Origin of the sequence: Streptomyces sp. NPDC098101, assembly GCF_044760185.1 — a bacterium.
In the GTDB taxonomy this organism is placed as follows: domain Bacteria; phylum Actinomycetota; class Actinomycetes; order Streptomycetales; family Streptomycetaceae; genus Streptomyces.
Genome location: NZ_JBIWAS010000003.1, coordinates 965,564 through 989,380 on the forward strand (window position 1 = coordinate 965,564; position 23,817 = coordinate 989,380).

The 23,817-nt window shown below is 75.3% G+C and carries 16 protein-coding genes; 5 read left to right on the forward strand and 11 right to left on the reverse strand.

Annotated elements, in window-relative coordinates:
* Positions 1–7 precede the first annotated feature (7 nt).
* From ACIQVI_RS17475 to fxsT, 4 genes are all read left to right on the forward strand, one after another.
* On the forward strand, positions 8–3,145 hold the full coding sequence (locus ACIQVI_RS17475; protein WP_403596353.1) for an SAV_2336 N-terminal domain-related protein: 3,138 nt from the start codon (positions 8–10) through the stop codon (positions 3,143–3,145).
* 128 nt (positions 3,146–3,273) lie between these two features.
* Positions 3,274–3,600: a hypothetical protein gene (locus ACIQVI_RS17480; RefSeq protein WP_403596356.1), complete on the forward strand. Its 327-nt coding sequence runs from the start codon at positions 3,274–3,276 to the stop codon at positions 3,598–3,600.
* A gap of 252 nt (positions 3,601–3,852) precedes the next feature.
* Complete coding sequence (locus ACIQVI_RS17485) at positions 3,853–5,127, forward strand: aKG-HExxH-type peptide beta-hydroxylase (RefSeq protein WP_403596359.1); 1,275 nt, start codon at positions 3,853–3,855, stop codon at positions 5,125–5,127.
* A 58-nt stretch (positions 5,128–5,185) separates the two neighbouring features.
* Entirely contained in the window at positions 5,186–8,209 is a 3,024-nt protein-coding gene (gene fxsT / locus ACIQVI_RS17490) for an FxSxx-COOH system tetratricopeptide repeat protein (protein ID WP_403596362.1), read from the forward strand.
* A gap of 92 nt (positions 8,210–8,301) precedes the next feature.
* Here the strand turns inward: fxsT and ACIQVI_RS17495 are convergent, their stop codons facing one another.
* The 11 genes from ACIQVI_RS17495 to ACIQVI_RS17545 all read right to left on the reverse strand — a co-directional run bounded on the left by ACIQVI_RS17495 (position 8,302) and on the right by ACIQVI_RS17545 (position 21,206).
* The gene (locus ACIQVI_RS17495) at positions 8,302–12,126 is read right to left on the reverse strand and encodes a multifunctional oxoglutarate decarboxylase/oxoglutarate dehydrogenase thiamine pyrophosphate-binding subunit/dihydrolipoyllysine-residue succinyltransferase subunit (protein WP_403596365.1); all 3,825 of its coding nucleotides are present in this window, start codon (positions 12,124–12,126) and stop codon (positions 8,302–8,304) included.
* Between the two features lie 290 nt (positions 12,127–12,416).
* On the reverse strand, positions 12,417–13,685 hold the full coding sequence (locus ACIQVI_RS17500) for an ATP-binding protein (RefSeq protein WP_403596368.1): 1,269 nt from the start codon (positions 13,683–13,685) through the stop codon (positions 12,417–12,419).
* On the reverse strand, positions 13,682–14,419 hold the full coding sequence (locus ACIQVI_RS17505; RefSeq protein ID WP_062752240.1) for a response regulator transcription factor: 738 nt from the start codon (positions 14,417–14,419) through the stop codon (positions 13,682–13,684). The genes ACIQVI_RS17500 and ACIQVI_RS17505 overlap by 4 nt, the downstream gene beginning before the upstream one ends.
* Positions 14,420–14,490: 71 nt before the next feature.
* Complete coding sequence (locus tag ACIQVI_RS17510) at positions 14,491–15,162, reverse strand: spermidine synthase (RefSeq protein WP_351970800.1); 672 nt, start codon at positions 15,160–15,162, stop codon at positions 14,491–14,493.
* A 300-nt stretch (positions 15,163–15,462) separates the two neighbouring features.
* Positions 15,463–16,080: a hypothetical protein gene (locus ACIQVI_RS17515; RefSeq protein ID WP_403596372.1), complete on the reverse strand. Its 618-nt coding sequence runs from the start codon at positions 16,078–16,080 to the stop codon at positions 15,463–15,465.
* On the reverse strand, positions 16,077–17,390 hold the full coding sequence (locus tag ACIQVI_RS17520; RefSeq protein ID WP_403596375.1) for a hypothetical protein: 1,314 nt from the start codon (positions 17,388–17,390) through the stop codon (positions 16,077–16,079). Before ACIQVI_RS17520 ends, ACIQVI_RS17515 begins: the two co-directional genes overlap by 4 nt.
* A 163-nt stretch (positions 17,391–17,553) precedes the next feature.
* Positions 17,554–18,351 (reverse strand): ABC transporter ATP-binding protein, encoded by a 798-nt coding sequence (locus ACIQVI_RS17525; RefSeq protein WP_403596378.1) that lies wholly within the window; start codon positions 18,349–18,351, stop codon positions 17,554–17,556.
* The gene (locus tag ACIQVI_RS17530; RefSeq protein ID WP_403596381.1) at positions 18,348–19,214 is read right to left on the reverse strand and encodes a zf-HC2 domain-containing protein; all 867 of its coding nucleotides are present in this window, start codon (positions 19,212–19,214) and stop codon (positions 18,348–18,350) included. Before ACIQVI_RS17530 ends, ACIQVI_RS17525 begins: the two co-directional genes overlap by 4 nt.
* On the reverse strand, positions 19,211–19,819 hold the full coding sequence (locus ACIQVI_RS17535; protein ID WP_403596384.1) for an RNA polymerase sigma factor: 609 nt from the start codon (positions 19,817–19,819) through the stop codon (positions 19,211–19,213). The genes ACIQVI_RS17530 and ACIQVI_RS17535 overlap by 4 nt, the downstream gene beginning before the upstream one ends.
* Before the next feature lie 78 nt (positions 19,820–19,897).
* Positions 19,898–20,446, reverse strand: coding sequence for a hypothetical protein (locus tag ACIQVI_RS17540; RefSeq protein ID WP_403596387.1), 549 nt, complete (start codon positions 20,444–20,446; stop codon positions 19,898–19,900).
* 121 nt (positions 20,447–20,567) lie between these two features.
* The gene (locus ACIQVI_RS17545) at positions 20,568–21,206 is read right to left on the reverse strand and encodes a GNAT family N-acetyltransferase (protein WP_403596390.1); all 639 of its coding nucleotides are present in this window, start codon (positions 21,204–21,206) and stop codon (positions 20,568–20,570) included.
* Between the two features lie 131 nt (positions 21,207–21,337).
* Here ACIQVI_RS17545 and lon point away from each other — a divergent pair, with 131 nt between their 5' ends.
* Positions 21,338–23,749: an endopeptidase La gene (lon, locus tag ACIQVI_RS17550; protein WP_351970792.1), complete on the forward strand. Its 2,412-nt coding sequence runs from the start codon at positions 21,338–21,340 to the stop codon at positions 23,747–23,749.
* The last annotated feature ends 68 nt before the right edge of the window (positions 23,750–23,817 follow it).

A 23,817-nucleotide genomic window follows, 5' to 3' on the forward strand; every position in this document is an offset into this window, starting at 1 on the left:
GGACCGGATGCACCGGCCGGACCGGCCGCACCTGGAGGAGCTCGCCCGCAGACTGAGGGCCGGCGGCCAGGACCCGACCGCCGAGGACCTCGCGGACGCCCTCTGGCTGGCCCGCTGGCTCCCCGGGCCCGAACCGGAGACCGGACCCCCGGGCACCGGCCCGCTCCCCGGGACCCCCGGGGACGGTGCCGACGACCGGGAAGCGGACCGGGAGCAGGACCAGAGTCAGGATCAGGACCCGGGCGGTTCCTTACGGGGCGGGGACGGGGGGGTACGGGAGGACGGCGACGCGGGCGCGGGTCCGGCCGGGGCCGCCCGGGAGTCCGTCTCCCTCCACATGCGCGCCGGAGCCCCCGGCGCGCGCGGCGGCGCGGGACGCACGGAGCGGGGCGCGGGGCTGCCCGTCCGCGCCCCCGGCGCCAACGCCCTGCCCGGCCTCCTCGGCCTCCAGAAGGCCCTCCGCCCCCTGCGGAACTACGCCCCCGCCCCGCCCCGGCCCGGCGAGGGCGTCCTCGACGAGGAGGCCACCGCCGAGCGCAGCGCCGCCGCCGGCATCCTCACCCCCGTCCTGCGCCCCGCCGCCGGCCACCGCCCCGACATCCAGCTCCTCATGGACACCGGCCCCGCCATGGGCGTCTGGAGCCGGATGGTCGAGGAACTCCGCCAGGCCTGCCAGCAGTCCGGCGCCTTCCGGGACGTCCAGGTGCACCGCCTGTACGACACCGGCGACGGGCCCCCGCTCGTCACCACCACCTCCGGCGCCGACGGCCGGCCCCGGCTGCGCCCCGTCGACCAGCTCCACGACCCCACGGGCCGCCGGCTCACCCTCGTCGTCAGCGACTGCGTCGGACCCCTCTGGCAGCGCGGCGCCGCCCAGCGCTTCCTGCTCCAGTGGCCCGGCCGCGCCCCGCTCGCCCTCGTCCAGCCCCTGCCGCCGCGCCTCTGGCCCCGGACCGCGCTCCCCGCCGAACCCGGCACCTTCCAGCGCTCCGCGACCCCCGGCGGGCACACCTCCTTCCGCTCCGACGACGAGCCCTGGGGCCCCCTCGTGCCCGGCCGCCGGGCCGTCCCCGTCCTCACCCCGACCCCCGAGGCCTTCGCCTCCTGGGTCCGCCTCCACACCGGCCACGGCGGCGACGCCGTCCGCGGCTGGGCCGCCCGGCTCGCCCCCGGACCGGCCGGACCCGCCGCCCCGCACGCCCCCCGGGCGCCCCGCGCCCCGCGCGCCGACGAGGAACTCCTCCGCGCCTTCCGGGCGGGCGCCTCGCCCGGTGCCCTCCGGCTCGCCGTCCACCTCGCCGCCGCGCCCCTGACCCTCCCCGTCATGCAGCTCGTCCAGCGCGCGATGCTGCCCGACACCGGCCCCATGGAGCTGGCCGAGGTCCTGCTCAGCGGACTCCTGCGGCGCCTCCCCGGCCCCACCCCGTACCCCTGCTTCAGCTATCCGCCGGGCGTCCAGCAGCACTTCCTCGGCTCGCTCGACCCCAGCGCCGCCGCCCTCGTCCTCAAACACTGCTCCGCCTACGTGGAGCGCAATTTCGGCCAGGGGATGCGCAACTTCCCGGCGCTCGCCGCCGCCCGCCTGGCCGGCGCGGAGGCCGGGGACGAACCGGAGTCCGGGAGCGCCGCGCCGCCCGACGCGACCGACGAACCCCTCGGGCCCGACAGCGCCGAGACCGAGCTCTTCGCCCGCATCCCCGCGCGCGTGCTCCGCTTCTACCACCCCGACCTCGTCACCCCCGACCCGCTCACCGAGGCCCGCCGCCTCCTCGCCCAGGGCCGGGGCCAGTCCGACCCCGCCCTCCTCGCCGGTGCCCGCGAACGCGCCGAGGCCGCCCTCCCGGCCGAACCCGTCGAGGCCCGGATCGTCCTCGCCCGCGCCCTCCACGCCGAGGCCGGCACCGCGGCCGCCCGGCGCTCCGACCGGCGCGCGGAACTCCTCGCCCGGGCCGCCGACACCCTCGTACGGGCCGGGGAACTGGCCGGGACCGGCGACGAGGCGTGGGCCGAGGCACGGCTGGAACTCGCCGTCGTCCACCACTCCCTGTGGCGCGACACCGACGACCCCGGCCACCTCGACGCCGCCCTCGACGCCCTCGCCGGACCCCCGGAGCACTGGCCCGAGACCACCCGCCACACCCTCCACCTGCGCCGGGGCCGCCTGCTCCTGGCCCGGGGCGACGGCGCGGCGGCCGCCGGGGAACTCACCGCCGCCCTCGGCCTCCGGGAGAGCGCCCCCGTCCTCCTCGACCTCGCCGACGCCCTGCGCCTCGCCGGAGCCGGACCCGACCGGATCGCCCCCGTCCTCGACCGCGCCGCGCCGCTCCTCGGCGACGGCCGCGCCCTGCGGCTCCGCCACACCACGGCCCGCGCCCGGCTGTACGACGCGGCCGGTGACGGGGCCGCCGCCGACGCGGCCTACGAGGAGGCCACCCTCCTCGCCCCCGCCGACAGCGGACAGCGCGGCCGGACCCTGCTCGCCTGGGGCGGCTCCCTGCTGCGCCGCGCCGCCGCCGGCACCGGCACGGCCCCCGTCGACCGGGCCGAAGGGGTCCTGCGCGAGGCCCTCACCCGGCTGCCCGCCGACGCGCCCGAACGGGCCGGGGCCCGGACCCTGATCGGCAGCGTGCTCGCGCTCCGCTTCCACCGCGCCGGGTTCCTGCCCGACCTCTTCGAGAGCCGCCACCTCCTGGAACAGGCCGTCCGCGGCACCGAGGAGCCGGGCGCGCGGGCCGAGGCGTGGCTGCAACTGGCCCGGGTGCGCCTGGAGCTGTCCGAAGTGGCCAGGGACGGCCTGATCGGCGCCGCGCTCACCGCCTACCGCAACGCCGAGGAGGACGCCCGCGCCGCCCACGGCGACGACCCGGGCTCGGTCACCGCCGCCCGCGCCCTGCACGGCCAGGGGGCCGTCCTGCTCCTGATGGGGCGCCCCGGCCGGGCCGGGACCGCGCTGCGCGCCGCCGCCGAGCGCTGGCGGCGGCTCACGGGCGGACCGGCGGAGGTGGACCGGGCCGACGTGGAGCGGACCAGGGCGCTGCTCGGGACGGCGGAGGCCGCGTACGACAACCCGGCCGTACGGCCGGACGAGCGGGAGCGGCGGGGCATCGCGCCCCCCTGGTGGACCTTGGCCGATTCGTTCGGGTGAGCGGCGTGACGACGGGGGGCGCACATGAGCGCAGTTGAGTCGAACGTGTTTCCGTCTTCCCGGCGTCGGGAAGAACCGCTCCGCCGCTACGACTGCGGGGGACGGGCGCCGGTGAGGAGGAGCCGAGGGTGTTCGAGCACACGGGGTGGACGAGTGGTGCCGGCCGGGACGCCGACCGCACGGCACACCTGCCGGACCGTCCCGTACGCCTGCCGGACGGCGCCGCACACCGGCCCGACCGCGTACTGCCGCCCTCGCCCGACCGCGCGACGCGCCTGCCCGACCGCCCCGCGCGGCTGCCCGATCGCCCCGCGCGGCTGCCCGATCTCGCCGCCGTCGACCTGCGCACCCTGCGCGTCCTGGACGACCCCGCGCTCGTGGCCGAGGTCGACCGCGTCCTCGGACGCGCGGCGGAACTGGGCGAGTCGTGGTTCTCCGACGAGGGCGCCGAGTGACCTGACCGGCACCGGCACCGGCACCCGCCGGACGGCTGGGTGGTTACCGGGGGCGCCGAGGATGCTGGAGGCCCTGAGGGAGCCAGGGGCGCTGGAGGTGCCGGGGACTCCGGGCACCCCGGACGCACCGGAAGCCCCGGATGTACTGAGGACGCCAAGGGCCCCGGAGACCCCGGACGCCCCGGAGACCTCAGGCCCCCCGAATTCCCCCACCGCCCCGAAAACCCCGCCCCACCCCCCGAGGAGGCGGCGGTGACCCACGCTCCCCCCTCCGCCGCCCTGCTCGGGCTGTTCGCGCGGACCCGGCCCACGCGGGACGGCGCCGTTCTGCTCCGTTCCGCGCTGCACGCGCGCCGGCTCGTTCTGCTCAAGGCGCTGCTCGTCCGGGTCCACCGGCACCGCGCGGAGCTCGGCGGCGGCGTGGGTGGCCGGTTCGAGGTCGCCTGGGACCTGCTCGAACGGGCGGAGCGGCGCGCCCCGTCCGCCGTCCGCGACCTCCTCGACTACCCCACCACCGGCGGCTGGCTCGCCGCCGCGCTCACCGCGCCGCCCGGCCCGGAACTCGACGCGCGGCTCGCCCACTTCGACGCCCTCGCCCTCACCGCCGCGCTGCGCGCGGGCTGCGCCCTGGACCTCACCGTGGCGACCCCGCACGGCACCCTGCCCCTCACCGGCCTCGGAAGGCTGCTGACCGGGGCGGACCGGGTCGCCGTGCGGACCACCGGCCGCCACGCGCGGCTCACCCCCGAGGGCGCCGGACCCGACCGGACCGTCCTGCTCCCGCGCGACCCCCGCTCCGGGAGCCCCGCCGGATCCGGCTGGAGCCCCGTGCTCCGGCTCCCCGGCGGGACCGCCGTCCTCGACGACCTCGACCCCTACCGGGTGCCGCGCGGCGGCATCGGCAACCCGCCCCGTACCGGCGTGGAGGCCGGACCCGCCGGGCGGGCCGTCTGGGCCGGGCAGTGGAGGGCGGCCCTCCGCCTCCTCGACGCCACCGACCCCGGCCGCGCCGGGGAGGTCCGGAGCCTCGTCCGGGTCCTGGTGCCGGTCGCCCACGCCGAGAAGGGGACCGGACCCTTCGGGGCCACCCTCCGCGCCGCCCCCGGCGCCGTCCTCGCCGCGCTGCCCGAAGGACCCCGCGAGATGGCCGAGGTCCTCGTCCACGAGACCCAGCACACCAAACTGGCCGCCGTCCACGAACTCGTACCGCTCCACACCGCCGGACCGGCCACCGTGCACCGGGTCGGCTGGCGCACCGACGCCCGCCCGATCGCCGGGGTCCTCCAGGGCGCCTACGCCCATCTCGCCCTCACCGACCTGTGGCGGCGCGCGGCCCGCTCGACCGGACTGCCCGCCCCCTGGCGCACGAGGGCCGGGCAGCAGTTCGAAAGATTCCACCATCAGGTGGGCCGGGCCCTCTCGGTCCTGCTTGAATCCGATGAACTGACCAACGCGGGAAGGGAGTTCGCCCGCCACATGCAGCAGCACCACGCGCGTCTTGGCGCCACGCCCCGAGCACTTCGGTGACACTAGGCACGCGCGTGACGACACCGCGTGGCGTGCGAGCGGACAGGGAGAGGTACACATGGCGGAACAGGCGCGGCCGACCGGGGGCGGAACCCCGCGCGGAAGCACGGCACCCGAACACGTCCTGGTGGTGTTCCCCGGATACCACCGGCCCTGGGCCACCTGGATCAGCCAGCGCCTCGACCTGCACGGGGTCCGCGCCACCCCGCACCGCTGGGACCCGCCCCGCGAGGTCCCCCTGGAGGACTCCCTCGGCGACCTGCTGCTCGCCCGCGGCCAGGTCCTCCTCGTCCTCAACGACTGGTTCTTCGAGCTCGGCCCCCGCCCCGCCGGGGAGTGGAACGACGTCCTGCGCGGCTTCGTCGCCGCCCACGCCGACCGCTTCGCCGCCGTCAACCTCACCAACCGGCCCCTGCTCCCGGCCACCGCCGTCCTGGAACCGGCCGGCCTGTGGGGCGTCGGCGAGGAAGAGGCGGAGGCCCGCCTCCTCGGCCGCCTCGGCATCGAACCCCGCCGCTCCGCCGGCCGCCGCATCCCGCCCGGCGCCCTCGCCCGCTACCCCGACACCCCGCCCGAGGTCTGGGGCGAGGTCCCGCGCCGCAACCCCCGGTTCACCGGCCGCGACGACCTCCTGACCGCACTGCAGGAACGGCTCATGGACGCCGAACGCGGCAACGCGGCCTGCACCCTCCTCGGCATGTCCGGCATCGGCAAGACCCAGATCGCCGCCGAGTACGCCCACCGCTTCAGCCCCGACTACGACGCCGTCTGGTGGGTCAGCTCCGACGACCGCAACGTCCAGCGCGACCGCTTCGGCGAACTCGCCGTCGAACTGGGCCTCCCCGTCGGCAACGAGCCCGGCGAACGCATCCGCGCGGTCCGCGACGCCCTGCGCCGCGGCGACCCGCACAGCCGCTGGCTGATCGTCTTCGACGGCTGGGACGACATCAGGGACGTCGGCGTCATGCTCCCGCACGGCCCCGGCCACGTCCTGATCACCTCCCGCAACCGCCTCTGGGGCGAACACACCGACCTCCTGGAGGTCGGCGGCTTCGCCCGCGCCGAGTCCACCGGCTACCTCATGCGCCGGGCCCCGCACATCACCGCCGCCGAGGCCGACGAGGTCGCCCACGAGTTCGGCGACGTCCCCCTGCCCCTCGTCCAGGCCGCCGCCTGGCTCGGCGAGTCCGGCATGGAGGCGCCCGAGTACCTCCGCATGGTCCGCGAGGGCCGCCTCTCCACCGTTGACGACCCCACCGGCGGCGAGGGGATGCCCAACGCCTCCCTCACCTCCTGGTCGATACTGATCAACCGGCTCCGCCGCGCCCAGCCGCAGGCCGTCGAGATCCTCAGCTTCTGCGCCTCCTTCGCCCCCGGCCGCATCCCCCTCGGCCTCGTGCGCGCCTATCCGCAGGCCGAACTGCCCGAGGACCTCCACTGGATGGTCAACGACCTGCCGGCCTGGACCCGGGCCCTCGACACCCTGGTCAACTACTCCGTCCTCACCCGGGAGACCCGAGGCCCCGTCAGCACCGACATGGGACCGCACCAGGAGTCCGTCCACATGCACCGCCTGGTGCACGACATCGTCTCCCGGCTCACCGACGGCACCCACCGCGCCGCCCACCGCAAGGCCGTCCGCACCCTGCTCGCCGAGGCCGACCCCGGCAACCCCATGGACAGCCGCAACTGGCCCCGCTACGCCGAACTCCTGCCGCACCTCGAACCCTCGGGCGCCCTGGAGAGCCGCGGCCCCCGCATCCAGAACGCCGTCCTCAACTGCCTGCGCTACTGCTACCGCAGCGGCGAGTTCAAGGCGGGCATCCGGCTCGCCGAGCGGATCCGGCTCAGCTGGAGCGGATTCATGGACCCGGTGGCCCCGCCGATGCTCACCCTCACCAGCCAGGAGGGCAACATCCTGCGCGCCGCCGGCCGGTTCCGCGAGGCCCACGTCCTCGACTCGTCCGCCCTCGAACGGCTCCGCGCGCAGACCCCGCGCAACGAGCACGCCGAACTCATCGCCCACAGCGCCGCCGCGAGCAACCTCCGCTACCTCGGCCAGTACACCGAGGCCGAGGAGCTCCAGCGCCGCCTCCTCGACGAGTCCCAGCGGATCCTGGGCGAGAACGAGTTCATGACCCTCCTCGCCCGCCACAACCTCGGCGTCAGCCTCCGCCTCCTCGGCCGCTACCAGGAGGCGTACGACCTCGACGCCGAGAACCTCGCCCGCCGCGAGACCGTCCTGCGCGCCCGCCACGCCAACACCCTCAACTCGGGCAGCGCCCTCGCCCACGACCTGCGCCTCCTCGGCCGCTACCGCGACGCCCTCGTGCGTCAGGAGGCCAGTGTCCGGCTGCACGTCCAGGTCCTCGGACCGCAGCACCCGCAGACCCTCTCGGCCCGCGCCCAGCTCGCGCTCTGCCGCCGCCGCGAGGGAGGCGCCCAGCAGGACATCGGGGCGCAGATGGCGGGCCTCCTCGAACAGATCGAGCAGGTGCACGGCCGGGAGCACCACACGACGCTCACCTTCATCAACAACTACGCCAACTACCTGCGCGAACACGGGGACCTCGACCACGCCCGCGAGCTGACCGCCGAGGCGGAGGCCGGATTCCGCTCGATCCTCGGCCCCGCCCACCCCGTCGCCACCGGCATGGTCGCCAACACCGGCCTCGTCCTGCAGGCCGCGGGCGACCGCTCCGGCGCCCTCGCCCTCCTGGAGTCCGCCCTCGGCGGCTTCACCGCCACCCTCGGCCCCGACCACCCCTGGGTCCTGGGCTGCGCGCTCAACGCCGCCGCCGCCCGCAACTTCAACGGGCGCGTCGGCGACGCCGTCGAGCTGAGCCGGGAGACGCTCCGCCGCGCCCGCCGGGTCCTCGGCGACGAGCACCCGCTGACCCTCTCCTGCCGGATCGCCCTCGCGGCCGACCTCCGGGGGGTCCGCGAGGTCGAGGAGGCGGGGAAGGTCGAGGAGGACGGCCTCCTGGCCCTCACCAGGACCCTCGGCGCGCAGCACCCGCACACCCTCTCCGCCCGCCAGCGCAACCGCCCCTACTGGGACTTCGAGGCCTACCTCGGCTGAGGACCCCACGAGGACCGGCGGAGGAAACGCCGGAGGCCCGGCACCCCCTCGGGGGTGCCGGGCCTCCGCCGTCACGCGCGAGCGGTACGGGGTCAGGCGTCGAAGACCTCGTTGACCAGCTGCTGCTGCTCCGCCTGGTGGCGCTTGGCCGAGCCGACCGCCGGGGAGGAGGAGTGCGGACGCGAGATCCGGCGCAGGCGCTCGCCCGCCGGGATGTCCGCGCCGACCGCCAGGTCCAGGTGGTCGATCAGGTTGAGCGCGATGAACGGCCAGGCACCCTGGTTCGCCGGCTCCTCCTGCGCCCAGATGTACTTCGCGGCGTTCGGGTACTTGGCGATCTCGGCCTGGAGCTCGGCACCCGGCAGCGGGTACAGGCGCTCCAGACGGATGATCGCGGTCTCCGTGTCACCGCGCTTCTGGCGCTCGGCCTCCAGGTCGTAGTAGACCTTGCCGGCGCAGAAGACGACCTTGCGGACGTTGGCCGGGTCGACTGTCGCGTCGCCGATCACCGGGCGGAAGCCGCCGGTGGTGAACTCCTCCACCGTGGACGCCGCCGCCTTCAGGCGCAGCATCGACTTCGGGGTGAAGACGATGAGCGGCTTGTGGTGCGGGTTGTGGACCTGCCAGCGCAGCAGGTGGAAGTAGTTCGACGGCAGCGTCGGCATGGCGACCGTCATGTTGTCCTGGGCGCACATCTGGAGGAAGCGCTCCGGGCGCGCGGACGAGTGGTCCGGGCCCTGGCCCTCGTAGCCGTGCGGCAGGAGCAGCGTGACGCCGGAGGTCTGGCCCCACTTCTGCTCGGCGGAGGAGATGAACTCGTCGACGACGGTCTGCGCGCCGTTGACGAAGTCGCCGAACTGGGCCTCCCAGACGACCAGGGCGTCCGGGCGGGCCAGCGAGTAGCCGTACTCGAAGCCCATCGCCGCGTACTCGCTGAGCAGCGAGTCGTAGACGTTGTAGTGGGCCTGGTCCTCGGCCAGGTAGAGCAGCGGGGTGTAGTCCTCGCCGGTCTCCTGGTCCACCAGGACCGCGTGGCGCTGGCCGAAGGTGCCGCGGCGGGAGTCCTGGCCGGAGAGCCGGACCGGGGTGCCCTCCATCAGCAGGGAGCCGATGGCGAGGGTCTCGCCGAAGCCCCAGTCGATGGTGCCGTCGTCGATGGACGCGGCGCGGCGCTGCATCTGCGGCAGCAGGCGCGGGTGGACGGTGATCCGGTCCGGGACGTTCACCTGGGACTCGGCGATCCGCTTCACGACCTCCTGGGAGACCGCGGTGGTGACGGAGACCGGGAACTCGGCCTGGGCGTCCGGGACGTGCACCGAGGACGGGGCGGCCGTGGTGGCCTCGCGGACCTCCGCGAACACCTTCTCCAGCTGGCCCTGGAAGTCCTGGAGCGACTGCTCCGCCTCTTCCAGGGTGATGTCGCCGCGACCGATGAGCGACTCGGTGTACAGCTTGCGCACCGAACGCTTCTTGTCGATCAGGTTGTACATCTGCGGGTTGGTGAACGAGGGGTTGTCGCCCTCGTTGTGACCGCGGCGGCGGTAGCAGATGAGGTCGATCACGACGTCCTTGTTGAACGTCTGGCGGAACTCGAAGGCGAGCCGCGCGACGCGGACCACGGCCTCCGGGTCGTCGCCGTTCACGTGGAAGATCGGCGCCTCGATCATGCGGGCCACGTCGGTCGCGTACATCGAGGAACGCGAGGACTCCGGGGCGGCGGTGAAGCCGACCTGGTTGTTGATGACGATGTGGACCGTGCCGCCGGTGCGGTAGCCCCGCAGCTGCGACATGTTCAGCGTCTCGGCGACGACGCCCTGGCCGGCGAAGGCCGCGTCGCCGTGGAGGGCGATCGGCAGGACGGTGAAGTCCGTGCCGCCCTTGTTGATGACGTCCTGCTTGGCGCGGACGACACCCTCCAGGACCGGGTCGACCGCCTCCAGGTGCGAGGGGTTGGCGACCAGGGAGACCTTGATCTGCTCGCCGTCCAGGCCCGTGAAGGTGCCCTCGGCGCCCAGGTGGTACTTGACGTCACCGGAGCCGTGCATCGACTTCGGGTCGAGGTTGCCCTCGAACTCGCGGAAGATCTGCGCGTACGACTTGCCGACGATGTTCGCCAGGACGTTCAGCCGGCCGCGGTGGGCCATGCCGATGACGACCTCGTCGAGGCGCGACTCGGCGGCCGAGTCGATGACCGCGTCGAGCAGCGGGATGACGGACTCGCCGCCCTCCAGGGAGAAGCGCTTCTGGCCGACGTACTTCGTCTGCAGGAAGGTCTCGAAGGCCTCGGCGGCGTTCAGCCGGCGCAGGATCCGCAGCTGCTCCTCGCGCTCCACGCGGGAGTGCGGGCGCTCGACGCGGTCCTGGATCCACTTGCGCTGCTTCGGGTCCTGGATGTGCATGAACTCGACGCCGGTGGTGCGGCAGTACGAGTCGCGCAGCACGCCGAGGATGTCGCGGAGCTTCATCATCGACTTGCCGGCGAAGCCGCCGACCGCGAACTCGCGCTCCAGGTCCCACAGGGTGAGGCCGTGCTCGGTGATGTCCAGGTCGGGGTGCTTGCGCTGCTTGTACTCCAGCGGGTCGGTGTCGGCCATGACGTGGCCGCGGACCCGGTAGGAGTGGATCAGCTCGAAGACGCGCGCGGCCTTGGTGACGTCGTCGTCGTGGGAGGCGTCGATGTCACGGAGCCAGCGGACCGGCTCGTAGGGGATGCGCAGGGCCTTGAAGATCTCGTCGTAGAAGCCCTCCTCGCCGAGGAGGAGGTTCGCGACGATCCGCAGGAACTCGCCGGAGGCGGCGCCCTGGATCACGCGGTGGTCGTACGTCGAGGTCAGAGTCATGACCTTGGAGATGCCCAGCTTGTTCAGGGTGTCCTGGGAGGTGCCCTGGAACTCGGCCGGGTAGTCCATCGAGCCGACGCCCATGATGACCGACTGCCCGGGCATCAGACGCGGCACGGAGTGGACCGTGCCGAGGCCGCCGGGGTTGGTCAGGGAGACGGTGACGCCGGAGAAGTCCTCCATCGTCAGCTTGCCCACGCGGGCGCGCTTGACGATGTCCTCGTACGCCTGCCAGAACTCGAAGAAGTTGAGCGTCTCGGCCTTCTTGATGCCCGCGACGACGAGCTGGCGGTCGCCGTTGGGCTTCACCAGGTCGATCGCGAGGCCGAAGTTCACGTGCTCCGGCTTGACCAGGGTCGGCTTGCCGTCCTTCTCCGCGAAGGAGTTGTTCATGGACGGCATGGCCTTGATCGCCTGCACCATCGCGTAGCCGATGAGGTGCGTGAAGGAGATCTTCCCGCCCCGGGCGCGCTTCAGGTGGTTGTTGATCACGATCCGGTTGTCGAAGAGCAGCTTCACCGGGACGGCGCGGACGGACGTGGCCGTCGGCACCTCCAGGGAGGCGTTCATGTTCTTCGCGACCGCGGCGGCGGGGCCGCGCAGCGTGATCAGCTCGGGACCGGCCGGGGCCTCGGTCGCCGGGGCGGCCTTGGCGGCGGGCTTCGCGGCGGCCGGAGCGGCCTGGGCGGCGGCCGGCTTGGCGGCCGCGGGGGCCGCCTTCACCGCGGCCGGGGCGGCGGGAGCCGCGGCCGGCTTCTGTGCGGCGGGAGCCGGAGCAGGGGCGGGCACGGAGGCCGGAGCGGCAGGCGCGGCCTGTGCGGGGCCCGTCTGCGGCGCGGCGGGGGCGCTCGGCGTGCTCTGGGTGGGCGCCGGGGCGGCCGGGGTCTCCGACGCTCCGGGCTTGTAGTCGGCGAAGAAGTCCCACCAGGCACGATCGACCGAATTCGGGTCCTGGAGGTACTGCTGGTAGATCTCGTCGACGAGCCACTCATTGGCACCGAAGGCGGTCGCAGGGTTCTGGCCCTGCCCGTCTTGGTCGGTCGGGGAGCTCGGGGTACTGGGGGACTGAGACGACACGGCGGCAACCGCCCTCTTCCGCTTCACAAGGTGATGGACAGCGGAAATAAAGGCTACGCCTGTCCGGCCGGGAGGTGCAGGCCGGGCACTCCAACGTCGCGCAAGTCACACTTGACGGGGTGTTTCGGAGCCGTGAATGGCGGGAAACAAGCGTGGTTCCGCTGGTGTGAGGGTACGGAAAAGCATCGGTACGGCCCCCTTCGGCCGCACCCCTGATCGCACCCCGTTCACGTGCGCGGAGGTCTCACCCCCGTACACGCAGAACGTGTTCTTCCGGTTCGAACCCTACGTCAATCCGTCGGTGGACGACTGCCCGGAAGAGTGACTCTGATGCGGCACCCGCGTGATGATTCGGCCACGCCGATCTCGCCGCCGTGCAGATCGACCGCCCAGCGGGCGATCGCGAGCCCGAGCCCCGTCCCGCCGTCGCTGCCCGGGCCCTGCCGGCGCGAGGCCGAGCCCCGGTTGAACCGCTGGAAGACCTTGTGCCGCTCCGACTCCGGGATGCCGGGTCCCTCGTCCTCGACCTCCAGCTCCAGGGAGTCCGGATACGGGCCGCGCCGGGCCCGCACGGTGACCCGGCCATGCGGCGGGGAGTGCTTCACCGCGTTGTCGATCAGGTTCGCCATCACCTGGTGCAGCCGCTCCGTGTCCGCGTGGGCGGCCAGCTCGGGCGGCGACACGTCCAGGTGCAGGTGCACGTCCGTGCGGTTGTGCAGGCCCGAGGTGGACGACAGGCCGCGCTGGGACGCGGCGAGGTTCGCCTCCCGCAGCACCCCCGACAGATACGGCCAGACCTCGAAACGGCTTCCCCGCAGGGCCACGACACCGTTGTCGAGGCGTGACAGGTCGAGGAGCGTCTCCACCAGCCGCCCGAGGCGCTCGGTCTGCTTCAGGGCCGACCGCATCGTCTCGGGATCGGCCTCCGAGACCCCGTCCACGACGTTCTCCAGGACGGCCCGCAGCGCGGCGATCGGGGTCCGCAGCTCGTGCGAGACGTTGGCCACCAGCTCCTTGCGGTGCCGGTCCACGGCCTCCAGGTCGTCCGCCATGCGGTTGATCGTGGAGGCGAGGTCGCCCAGCTCGTCCCGCCGGTCCGCGCCCCGCACCCGGCGGCTGAAGTCGCCGCGCGAGATCGTTCCGGCCACCGTGGTCATCTCGTCCAGCGGCGCGGTCAGGGACTGCGCGACGAACTGGGTGATGAGCAGGGTCGCGATCATCGCGAAGATCGTGATGTACCGGAACTCGGTGGACGTGCGGATCGCCACCAGGGCGAGGCAGGAGGTCAGCAGGACCGCCCCGACGACGAGGGCGCCGAGCTTGGTCTTGATGGAGATCACGATCCGGTGGCGCCGCCGCCGCCCGCCACGGGGCCCGCCGAACCCGCCGGGCCCGTCGGTCGTGCCCGCTCCTCCGAATCCCCCGAACCCGTCGGTCGTGCCCGTTCCTCCGGGCCCGCCGGATCTCCCGGGGCCGCCCGCCCCTCCCGGCCCGCCGGCTCCGCCCCGCGCCTCCGGCCGCTTCGGCTCCTCCGGCCCGCCGGGCCTGCGGGGACTCATGGCGCCGGGGTCTCCAGCGCGTAGCCGACGCCGTGGACCGTGCGGATCCGCTCGGCCCCGATCTTCCGGCGCAGCGCCTTGATGTGGCTGTCCACGGTCCGGGTGCCCGAGGCGTCCGCCCAGTCCCACACCTCGGCGAGCAGCTGCTCGCGGGAGAGGACCGCGCGGGGGGTGCTCGCCAGACAGACGAGGAGGTCGAACTCGGTCGGGGTCAGGTGCACGTCCTCGGTGCGGACCCGGACCCGCCGCTGGGCGTGGTCGATCTCCAGTTCGCCCAGGCGGAGGATGCCGCTGCGCGGGGTGACCGCCGCGAGCGCGGCCCGCTCGACCCGGCGGAGCAGCACGTGCACCCGGGCGGCCAGCTCGCGCATCGAGAACGGCTTCGTCATGTAGTCGTCCGCGCCGACGCCGAGCCCGACCAGCATGTCGGTCTCGTCGTCGCGGGCGGTCAGCATGAGGACCGGGACGGGCCGCTGGGCCTGGACCCTGCGGCACACCTCCAGGCCGTCGAAACCGGGCAGCATGATGTCCAGGACCATCAGGTCGGGCTGCCAGGCCTCGGCCGCGTCGACGGCGGCGGGGCCGTCGGTCGCGGTCTGCACGAGGAAGCCCTCGGCGCGCAGGCGGGCGGAGATCGCCTCCACGATCGTGGCGTCGTCCTCGACCACCAGGACGCGCCGCTGGGCCCCCGGAGTGGCCGCCGCACCGTGGTGAGTGGTGTGTGTCTGCTCCATTGCCCCGCCTCGCGTCGCCGATGTCGGTGCAGCAGCCTAGAGGTACCGGTGGTGTCCCGGCTATCCAGGAGTCAGCCGGGACGCACGGCGAGGTGGACCGCGTCCGGGACGCCCCGGGCAACGGGCACCTCTTCCGTCCGTACCCCGCTGAATCCGGCATTCCGCAAGGTTGCTTCGAAATCATCGGAGGGCCGCGCGGACCACACGGCGAGGATCCCGCCCGGGTTCAGCCGGGCCGCGCAGGCCGCCAACCCCTCGGCGGAGTAAAGGGATTCGTTGTCCTCGGTGACCGTCCAGTCGGGGCCGTTGTCGATGTCCAGGCAGAGGGCGTCGTAGGTGTCGGTCGAGGTGCGGACGTGCTCCACCAGGTCCGTGTGCAGGATCACGGTCCGGGGATCGGCGAGCGCGGCCCCGGAGACCGCGGCGAGCGGTCCCCGCCGGTGCCAGTCGATGATCGCCTCCTCGCGCTCGGCGACCACGATCCGGCCCCAGCGGGGGTCGGCGGCGGCGTGGGCGAGGGAGAAGCCGACGCCGAGCCCGCCGACGAGCACGGAGGCGCCGGCCCGGCGCTCCTCGGGGAGCGCGGCGAGGGCCGCGTCGATCAGGAGCCGCTCGGAACGCCCGTCGGAGGTGTCCATCAGGAAGGTGCCGTTGGCGATGATCTCGTAGTGCTCGTCGCGGCGGCGCAGGACGACCTCTCCGTGGGGTCCTTCGCGCCGGTCGAGGGTCACGGGTCCTGACATCGTCGGTCGCTCCGCTCTCGTCGTCTCGTCGGATGGTTCCCGCCATCCTCGCCGGACGGCCGTGACGACCACAAACGCGTTACGGGACCGGGCAGTCGTGGCCAGAGCCCCTTCCCGGAAGCCCCTCCTCCGCCCCCTCCACCCAGGCCCACCCCCACCCGGCCCCACCCCCGGGAGGCCACGCGCCGGACGCCCGGACCGCACCGCCCGGCGCCTTGTTCCGGCCTTTCGACGCCCGCCGGGTCCGCCGGGTCCGCCGGATCTGCTGGGTCCGCCGGGTCCGCCGGGTCCGGGCCCGCTTCAGCGTCCGCCGGGCCCGTGCCGGGCGCCCCGCCACGCGTACAGGGCCGTGCCCGCCGCGAAGGCGAGCGCCGCCGCCGTCCACGCCCCGCCCTGCGGGCCCGGCCGGGCCACCCAGGCCCACCAGTCCGCCGCGCCGCCCGCCCCGGCGGGGGCCGCCAGGGGGACCGCGCCCGCGTAGAGGGCGGGCGGGAGCCAGCTGAGGCGGGCGCCGAGGAGGACGGCGGAGGCCGCCGCGACGCCCACCAGGCCCAGCGTGTTCCGGACGGCCGCCGGAGCGCCGAACTCCGCCGGGTGGCCGGGCACGGCCAGGGCGAGCAGGAGCGCGGCGAGCGCGGCCGGGACGAGGAGGTGGGCGAGCCGGCGCGGCCACCACGCGCGGACCGCCGTCCGGTCCAGCTCGTCGCTCGGCGCGCGCAGGCAGGTGCCGACGGCGGCCGCCGCGAGCAGCGGGCCGAGGACGACGACCGGGAGCCGGTCCGAGGGGCCGGAACCGGGGATCGTTTCCAGCCATCGGGCCGTCCCCGCGGCGACCGCCGCCGTACCGGCGAGGGCGACGAGCGCGCCGGGCAGGGCGCGGGAGCGGGCGTAGAGGAGGAGGGGGGAGAGGGGCTTCACGGGATCGGCACCCCGTCCGGGTCGCAGGCGTCCGCCGCCAGGTAGCGGGTGAGGTAAGCGCGTTGCCCGGCGGGCGACTTGGCGCGGAGCCGGTCGATGTACGGCTGCGCGTCGGTGGTGGCGGGGCCGTAGTCCTCGGGGGTCGGCGCCAGCCATTCGATGACGGCGAGGTGGACGAGGCCCGCCCGCTCGGCGGCCGGGCCCGCGAGGGCGCCCGTCGTGCAGGTGGCCGAGAACAGCCAGGTCACCGCCGAGTTCCGGTACAGGTCGGGGCGGGTGAGCCGGCTGCGGGTCGCGTCCTCCCAGGGGTCGGGCAGCTCGACGTCACCGGGGCGCGTGGCCCCGTACGGTCCGGTCACCCAGCGGACGGGGGCGCCGGGCAGCCCCGCCAGGCGCGCGTTCAGCGGGGCGAGGGCCGCCGACACCTCCGGCAGCAGCTTCGCGTCCAGGGCCGTCACGCACACCCGCGGGACGCCGTCGTCGCAGACCGGCCGGGCCAGGGCCGGGTCCGGGCGCCACGGCCCCTCGTCCTCCGGCAGGCGCAGGATCAGGGACGCGGCGGCGACCGCGACGGCCAGCGGGACCAGGGCGAGCGGCCGCAGCCGGGCCGGGCGCAGGCCGTGCGCGAGGAGCGCGGCGAGCGCGAGCCCGGCCGTCCACGCCATGGACGCGGGGGCGTACCACCACACCGGCCGGTCCCAGGGGGAGGCGTGCTCGCCGGCCGGGCCGAGCCAGCGCGTGGAGTTCTCCGCGTACGCGGAGAAGAGGAGGACCACGTACCCCACGATCCCCAGGAGCGGGGCGGCGAGCCGCCACCGGACCAGGCGTCCGGCGACGTGGCCGAGGGCACCGGCGGCGGCGAGCGCGACCGCGTCGGCGGCGAGCAGTTCGAGGAAGGGGCGTCCGGCGGACACGTACGGCCAGGTGGAGAGCAGGCAGACGGCGTCGGCGAGGAGCAGTCCGGCGGCGGGCCAGAGGGCGGACGGTGAGACCGCGACGAGCAGGCGGCGCAGGGGAGGGCGGGGGACGGACTCCCACAGCTCGGCCGTGCCGCGCCGCCGGTCCCGGCCGCCCTGCCAACAGCCCGCCGCGAGGGCGAGGGGCACGCAGAACACGCCGACGGCGACGTGCAGCAGGTTCGTGGTGTCGGCCCACCGGCCCTGCCAGCCGCCCTTGCCGTACATCGTCACCAGGACGACCACCAGCACGGCGGCACCGGTCCAGGGCCCGAGCCCGCGCCGCAGCTCGGTCCGGAGCGGGGGGACGGCCGGGGGCCTTCCCGTACGGGGCGGGTCGAGGACGGCGGTCACGGGAGGGCCTTTCTCGTACGGGGACGGGGAGCGGGGACGGCGATCGGCGTACGGGACCGGGGCCGCCCCGTACGGGACGGGGCGCGGTCACCTGCGGGTTCTTCCCGGGCGGCGGCGACCGTCACCGGGGCGACCCCGCACGACCGGACGCGGGAGGCGGTCGTCACCGCAGGGCCCCCGTCCCCGCCCCCGTACGGGAGCGGTGGGCGCGCAGGGCGGCCGTGTAGCCGCGTTCCACCGCGCTCGTCGTGGGGTCGGCGGCCCCGTCCGGGGTCCCTCCGAGCGCCGTGAGTTCGGCCGTCGTGCCCCGGAAGGCGAGCCGGCCCGCCTCGAGCAGGGCGACCTCGGCGCAGGCCGCCGCCACGTCCTCGACCAGGTGCGTCGAGACGACCACCGTCGCCTCCGCGCCGAGCTCCCGCAGCAGGGCGCGGAAGTCGACGCGCTGCTCCGGGTCGAGCCCGGCGGTCGGCTCGTCGAGCAGCAGCAGGTCCGGGTCGTTCACGAGGGCCTGCGCGATGCCCGCGCGCCGGACCATCCCGCCCGACAGGGTCTTCATCCGGGCGTCGATCCGGTCGGCGAGCCCGACCCGCCGCACGGCCCGCTCCACGGCCGCCGGGGCCCGGTCGGACGGCAGTTCCTTGAGCCAGGCGACGTACTCGACGAACTCCCGGACGGTGAAGGCCGGGTAGTACCCGAACTCCTGCGGCAGGTAGCCGAGCCGGCGCCGGATCCCGGTGCGCTCGCGGTGGTCCGTGGCGTCGCCGCCGAGGAGCTCCACCCGGCCGGAGGAGGGGGCGGCGACGGTCGCGAGGACCCGTATGAGGGAGGTCTTCCCGGCCCCGTTGGGGCCGAGCAGACCGTGGACGCCGGGGCCGAGGGAGAGGTCGAGCGCGTCGAGGGCGAGGGTGCGGCGGTGCCGGACGGTCAGTCCGGACACCGCGACGGCGGTCGGCGGGTTCACCGGGTCTCCAGGTGGTCGAAGGAACGGCGGCGCAGGGCGAGGAGGGCCGCGCAGGCCAGCGCGGCGGCGGCCCAGACGCCCTGGACGGCGGGGCCCGTGACGTACGGGGCGACGCCGGCGGCGTCCGGGGCCCCGACGAGGGAGCGCGCGACGGCGAGCAGCCACCCGCCGCCGAGCGTCGCGGCCGCCGCCCGGCAGCCGACGAACGAGCCGAGCGCCAGCGCCGCCAGGGTCAGGGCGAGGCCCGGAAGCAGCCAGGCGGCGGCCCCCGGGGACCCGGCGGCGCGCGGCAGCAGGGCACCGCAGGCGGTCAGCAGGGGGACGCACACGGCGAGCACGGCGGCGGTGCGGGTGAGCAGCAGCCGCAGCCCGCCGGACGGGGTGGCGGCGGTGATCTCGTGCAGCGGGTCGGCGTGCCGTCCGTACGAGACGGCGACCCCGGCGAGCGGCAGGAGGGGGGAGACGGTGAGCAGCCAGCTCCGCGCGCCCTGGACCCCGGCCCCGTGGGCGAGCCCGAACGCCCCGCCGACGACGAGGACCACCGCCACCAGCCAGGAGCCGCGCAGCGCGGGCCCGGCGGACCACCAGAGCCGCGCCCGCCGCCCGAGGGGGCCCGGGGCGGGTGCCTCCGGGGCGTGTCCCAGCGAGGCCAGGAGTTCCGTCCGTACGGAGGCGAGGACCGGGCCCGCCGCCCCGGCCCGCACCGCCGCCGAGACGCGGACCGCGCAGGCCGGGCAGGACTCGACGTGCTTCTCCAGGGACCAGGCGTCGGTCTCGGGGACGGTGCCCGCCGCGTACCGGGCGGCCAGGTCTTCGGCGACGTGCCAGGAAGGCTCCGTGCGGCGGCTCGTGCGGCGGCTCACGCGGTGCCTCCCAGGGGGTGCGGGCCCCGGGCGCGTCCGGCGTCGAGGGCGGCGCGCAGCTCCCGGCGGGCGCGCAGGGCGCGGGTCTTGACGGTGCCCTCGGGTATGCCGAGCAGCCGGGCCGCCTCACGGGTCGTCAGGCCGTCGACGACGGTGGCGCGCAGGACCTCGGCGAGCTCGGGCGAGATCCGGTCCAGGGCGGCGCCGACCTCCCCGTACTCCAGGCCCGCGAGCACCCGGTCCTCGGCGGACGGGGCGGGAGCGGCGGGCTCCGGCGCGGCCGGGGCGCGTGCGGCGCGGGCCCCGGCCCGCCGCGCGTCCACCAGGCGCCGGGCGGCGATCACCCAGAGCCAGCCGCCCGCCTCGCCCCGGCCCCGGTGCCCGCCGGCCGAGCGCCAGACCGTGACGAAGGTGTCCTGGAGGACCTCCCGCACGGTCTCCTCGTCGGGGCAGCGCCGGGCGAGCCGGGCGTGCAGCCAGCCGGCGTGCCGGTCGTAGAGCACGGCGAGCGCCCCGGTGTCCCCCCGGGCCACCGCGCGCAGCAGCGCCGCGTCGTCCTCGTCGCCCCCGGAGGGGCCTCCCCCCGTGGGGCGCGACAGTCTCACGCCCTCTCTATCGCGGACGGGCCCCGGTTCGGTTCACGGTTCGGTTCACGGATCGGGAGACCGGGCGCCGGGGCGGCCTCAGGGACTCGTCGGCGGGCCGCCCTCCGGCAGGGCGTCGAAGACGCGCTGGAGCGCGGGCGGGCGGTCGCCGTCGCCCGCGACGACCACGCGGTGGCGGTAGGCCACCTCGTACTGGAAGCCGTCGGCGATCGGCCGTCCGGTCGGTCGCGCCGGTACGAGGGCGAACGCGGGGTCCTCCAGGGCCGCGCGCAGCTCGGCGGCCTCGGCGGGGGTCTGCCGGCCGGTCCGGGGCGGCTTGTCGCCGGATTGGACCGTCCACGCCCCGTCCCGGTGGACGACGAGCCGGTTCCGGACCCCGGCGAAACCGCCGGTCACGGTAACCCGGACGAGGACCTGGCCCGGCCGGGGGTCGTCCCTCGGGGCGCTCGGCCCGCCCGTGGTGCGGGGGGTGCCGGGTCCGGTCGTGGTGCCGGGGGTGCCGGGTCCGGTCGTCGGGCCCGACGCGCTCGGTCCGGCCGTGGTTCCGGGTGCGCCGGGTGCCGGGGGAGTGCCGGAGCCCGAGCCGCAGCCGGTCGCGCCGCCCGCCAGGACCGCCGCGAGCAGCACGGCCCCGCATCGTCTTCCCCGTCCGCCTCGTCTCGTGGGACTCATGGGAGGAGGATGCCCGGCGGGGCGCCTCCCCGCAGCCGGACGACGGGATTCCGCCGCCGTCCGGAGCGTCCGGGGCTCAGACCTCGCCCCGTACGATCCCGGTCAGCGGCCCCCGGTACTCCCAGCCCAGCGCGGCGTAGAGCCCTCGGCCGTCCGTGGTGGCGGAGAGCACTCCGGTCGCGGCGCCCGCCTGCGCGGCGGCGGCCTCCAGGGTGAGCACGACGTTCGCGCCGAGGCCCCGGCGCCGGTGCGCCGGGTCCGTCTCGATCTGGTCGGCGACGGCGGTGGCGCCGGTCGGGGCGATCTGCCCCCGGGCGGCGAGGGTGCCGTCCGGGGCGAGGATCCGGACCCGGACGACGCCGTCCCGGACCTCGACGTTCCGTGCGTACCCCTCGGGCGGCGCGGGGCGGGCGCCGGGGTCCAGCGGCTTGACCATCATGAAGCCGGGGTCGTCGGGGATCGTCCACCCCTCGGTGATCCACGGCGCCACCTCCTCGGCGTCCGCCATCACCTTGAGCCAGCTGTACGGCTCGGTGAGCCGCTCGCAGAGCGCGCCGACGGTGGCCGCGTCGGGCGCGGGCAGCACGTGCCGCAGGACGTGCCGGGGGAGGCCCACGTCGATCCGGTACCCCCACGGCTGGTCGACGGCGGCCGAGGTGCCCCGGGAGACGGTCCAGCCCTCCACCCACGCCGATGTAATGGCTCGCATATCCATGGAGGTATTACATCGGCTGTTCGGCGAGATGCGCGAGAGTGATCGCTCAGAGCGAACAGGCGTCCGGGAACATTCACGGGCTCACATGCATTGAGTCCGTACAGCTCAACTTGACTGCCGAAGGGGAGATCATGGCTTCTGAGTCCATGGCGTCCGCGCCGCTCACTCTGCCTGTGCTGCCGCTCGACGACGAGGTCGTGCTGCCCGGAATGGTGGTGCCGCTGGACCTGTCCGACAACGACGTACGGGCCGCCGTCGAGGCCGCCCAGGCCGCCGCACGGCCCGGAGAGGGGAAGCCGCGGGTGCTGCTCGTGCCCCGCGTCGACGGCACCTACGCCGCCACCGGCGTCCTCGGGACCGTCGAGCAGGTGGGACGCCTGTCCGACGGCGACCCGGGCGCGCTCGTGCGCGGCCGGGGCCGCGTCCGCATCGGTGCCGGGACGACCGGCCCCGGCGCCGCCCTGTGGGTCGAGGGCACCGCCGTCGAGGAGACCCTGCCCGACCCGCTGCCCGGCTCCGTGACCGAGCTGGTCAAGGAGTACAAGGCGCTGGCCACCACCTGGCTCAAGAAGCGCGGGGCCTGGCAGGTCGTCGACCGCGTCCAGCAGATCGACGGCGTCGGCGCCCTCGCCGACAACTCCGGCTACTCGCCCTTCCTGACCGTCGCCCAGCGGATCGAGCTCCTGGAGACCGCCGACCCGGTCGCCCGGCTGCGCCTGGCCACCGCCCGGCTCCGCGAGCACCTCGCCGAGCAGGACGTCGCCGAGACCATCGCCAAGGACGTCCAGGAGGGCGTCGACAAGCAGCAGCGCGAGTTCCTGCTCCGCCGCCAGCTCGAAGCCGTCCGCAAGGAGCTCCGCGACCTCAACGGCGAGGCCGAGGGCGACGAGTCCGACGACTACCGCGCCCGCGTGGAGGCCGCCGACCTGCCCGAGAAGGTGCGCGACGCCGCCCTCAAGGAGGTCGAGAAGCTGGAGCGGTCCAGCGACCAGTCCCCCGAGGGCTCCTGGATCCGCACCTGGCTCGACACGATCCTCGAACTGCCCTGGAACGAGCGGACCGAGGACCGGTACGACATCCGGGGCGCCCGCGCGGTGCTCGACGCCGAGCACGCCGGCCTGGACGACGTGAAGGAGCGGATCACCGAGTACCTGGCGGTGCGCAAGCGGCGCGCCGACCGGGGGCTCGGCGTGGTCGGCGGGCGCCGGGGCGGAGCCGTCCTCGCCCTCGTCGGCCCGCCCGGCGTCGGCAAGACCTCCCTCGGCGAGTCCGTCGCCCACGCGATGGGCCGCGAGTTCGTCCGGGTCGCCCTCGGCGGCGTCCGGGACGAGGCGGAGATCCGCGGCCACCGGCGCACGTACGTGGGCGCCCTGCCCGGCCGGATCGTCCGCGCGATCAAGGAGGCCGGGTCCATGAACCCGGTGGTCCTGCTCGACGAGATCGACAAGGTCGGCTCCGACTTCCGCGGCGACCCCGCGGCGGCGCTCCTCGAAGTCCTCGACCCGGCGCAGAACCACACCTTCCGCGACCACTACCTGGAGGTCGAGCTCGACCTCTCCGACGTGGTCTTCCTGGCCACCGCGAACGTCCTGGAGTCCATCCCGGAGGCCCTCCTCGACCGCATGGAACTGGTGCGGCTCGACGGCTACACCGAGGACGAGAAGGTCGTCATCGCCCGCGACCACCTGCTGCCCCGGCAGCTGGAGCGGGCGGGCCTGGAGCCCGGCGAGGTCGTCCTGGAGGAGGCGTCGCTGCGGAAGCTGGCCGGCGAGTACACCCGCGAGGCCGGCGTCCGCACCCTGGAGCGGGCGATCTCCCGGCTGCTGCGGAAGGTCGCGGCCCAGCACGAACTGGGCGACCGCGAGCTGCCGTTCACGGTCCGTCCGGAGGACCTGCGGGAGCTGATCGGACGTCCGCACCACGTGCCCGAGTCGGCGCAGGACCCGGCCGAGCGCCGGACGGCCGTGCCGGGCGTCGCCACCGGACTCGCGGTGACCGGCGCGGGCGGCGACGTCCTCTTCGTGGAGGCCTCCCTGGCCGACCCGGAGACCGGCGCCGCGGGGCTCACCCTCACCGGACAGCTGGGCGACGTGATGAAGGAGTCGGCGCGGATCGCGCTCTCCTTCCTCCGCTCGCACGGCGCGGAGCTGGAGCTGCCCGTCACCGGCCTCAAGGACCGGGGCGTGCACATCCACTTCCCGGCGGGCGCGGTCCCCAAGGACGGGCCGAGCGCGGGCATCACGATGACGACCGCCCTCGCCTCCCTGCTGAGCGGCCGGCTCGTCCGCACGGACGTGGCCATGACCGGCGAGGTCTCCCTCACCGGCCGGGTCCTGCCCATCGGCGGCGTGAAGCAGAAGCTGCTCGCCGCGCACCGGGCGGGCATCACCACGGTCGTGATCCCCAAGCGGAACGAGGCCGACCTGGACGACGTCCCGGCCGAGATCCTGGAGAAGCTGGAGGTCCACCCCGTGACGGACGTCCGGCAGGTCCTGGAGATCGCCCTCGCCCCGGCGGAGGTGCCGGTGGGCGTGGCCGCGTAACCCCTGGTCGAGAGCGGGGTGTTCCCTCGGGGGCACCCCGCTCCGGCACGTCCGGACGCCGGTCCGGG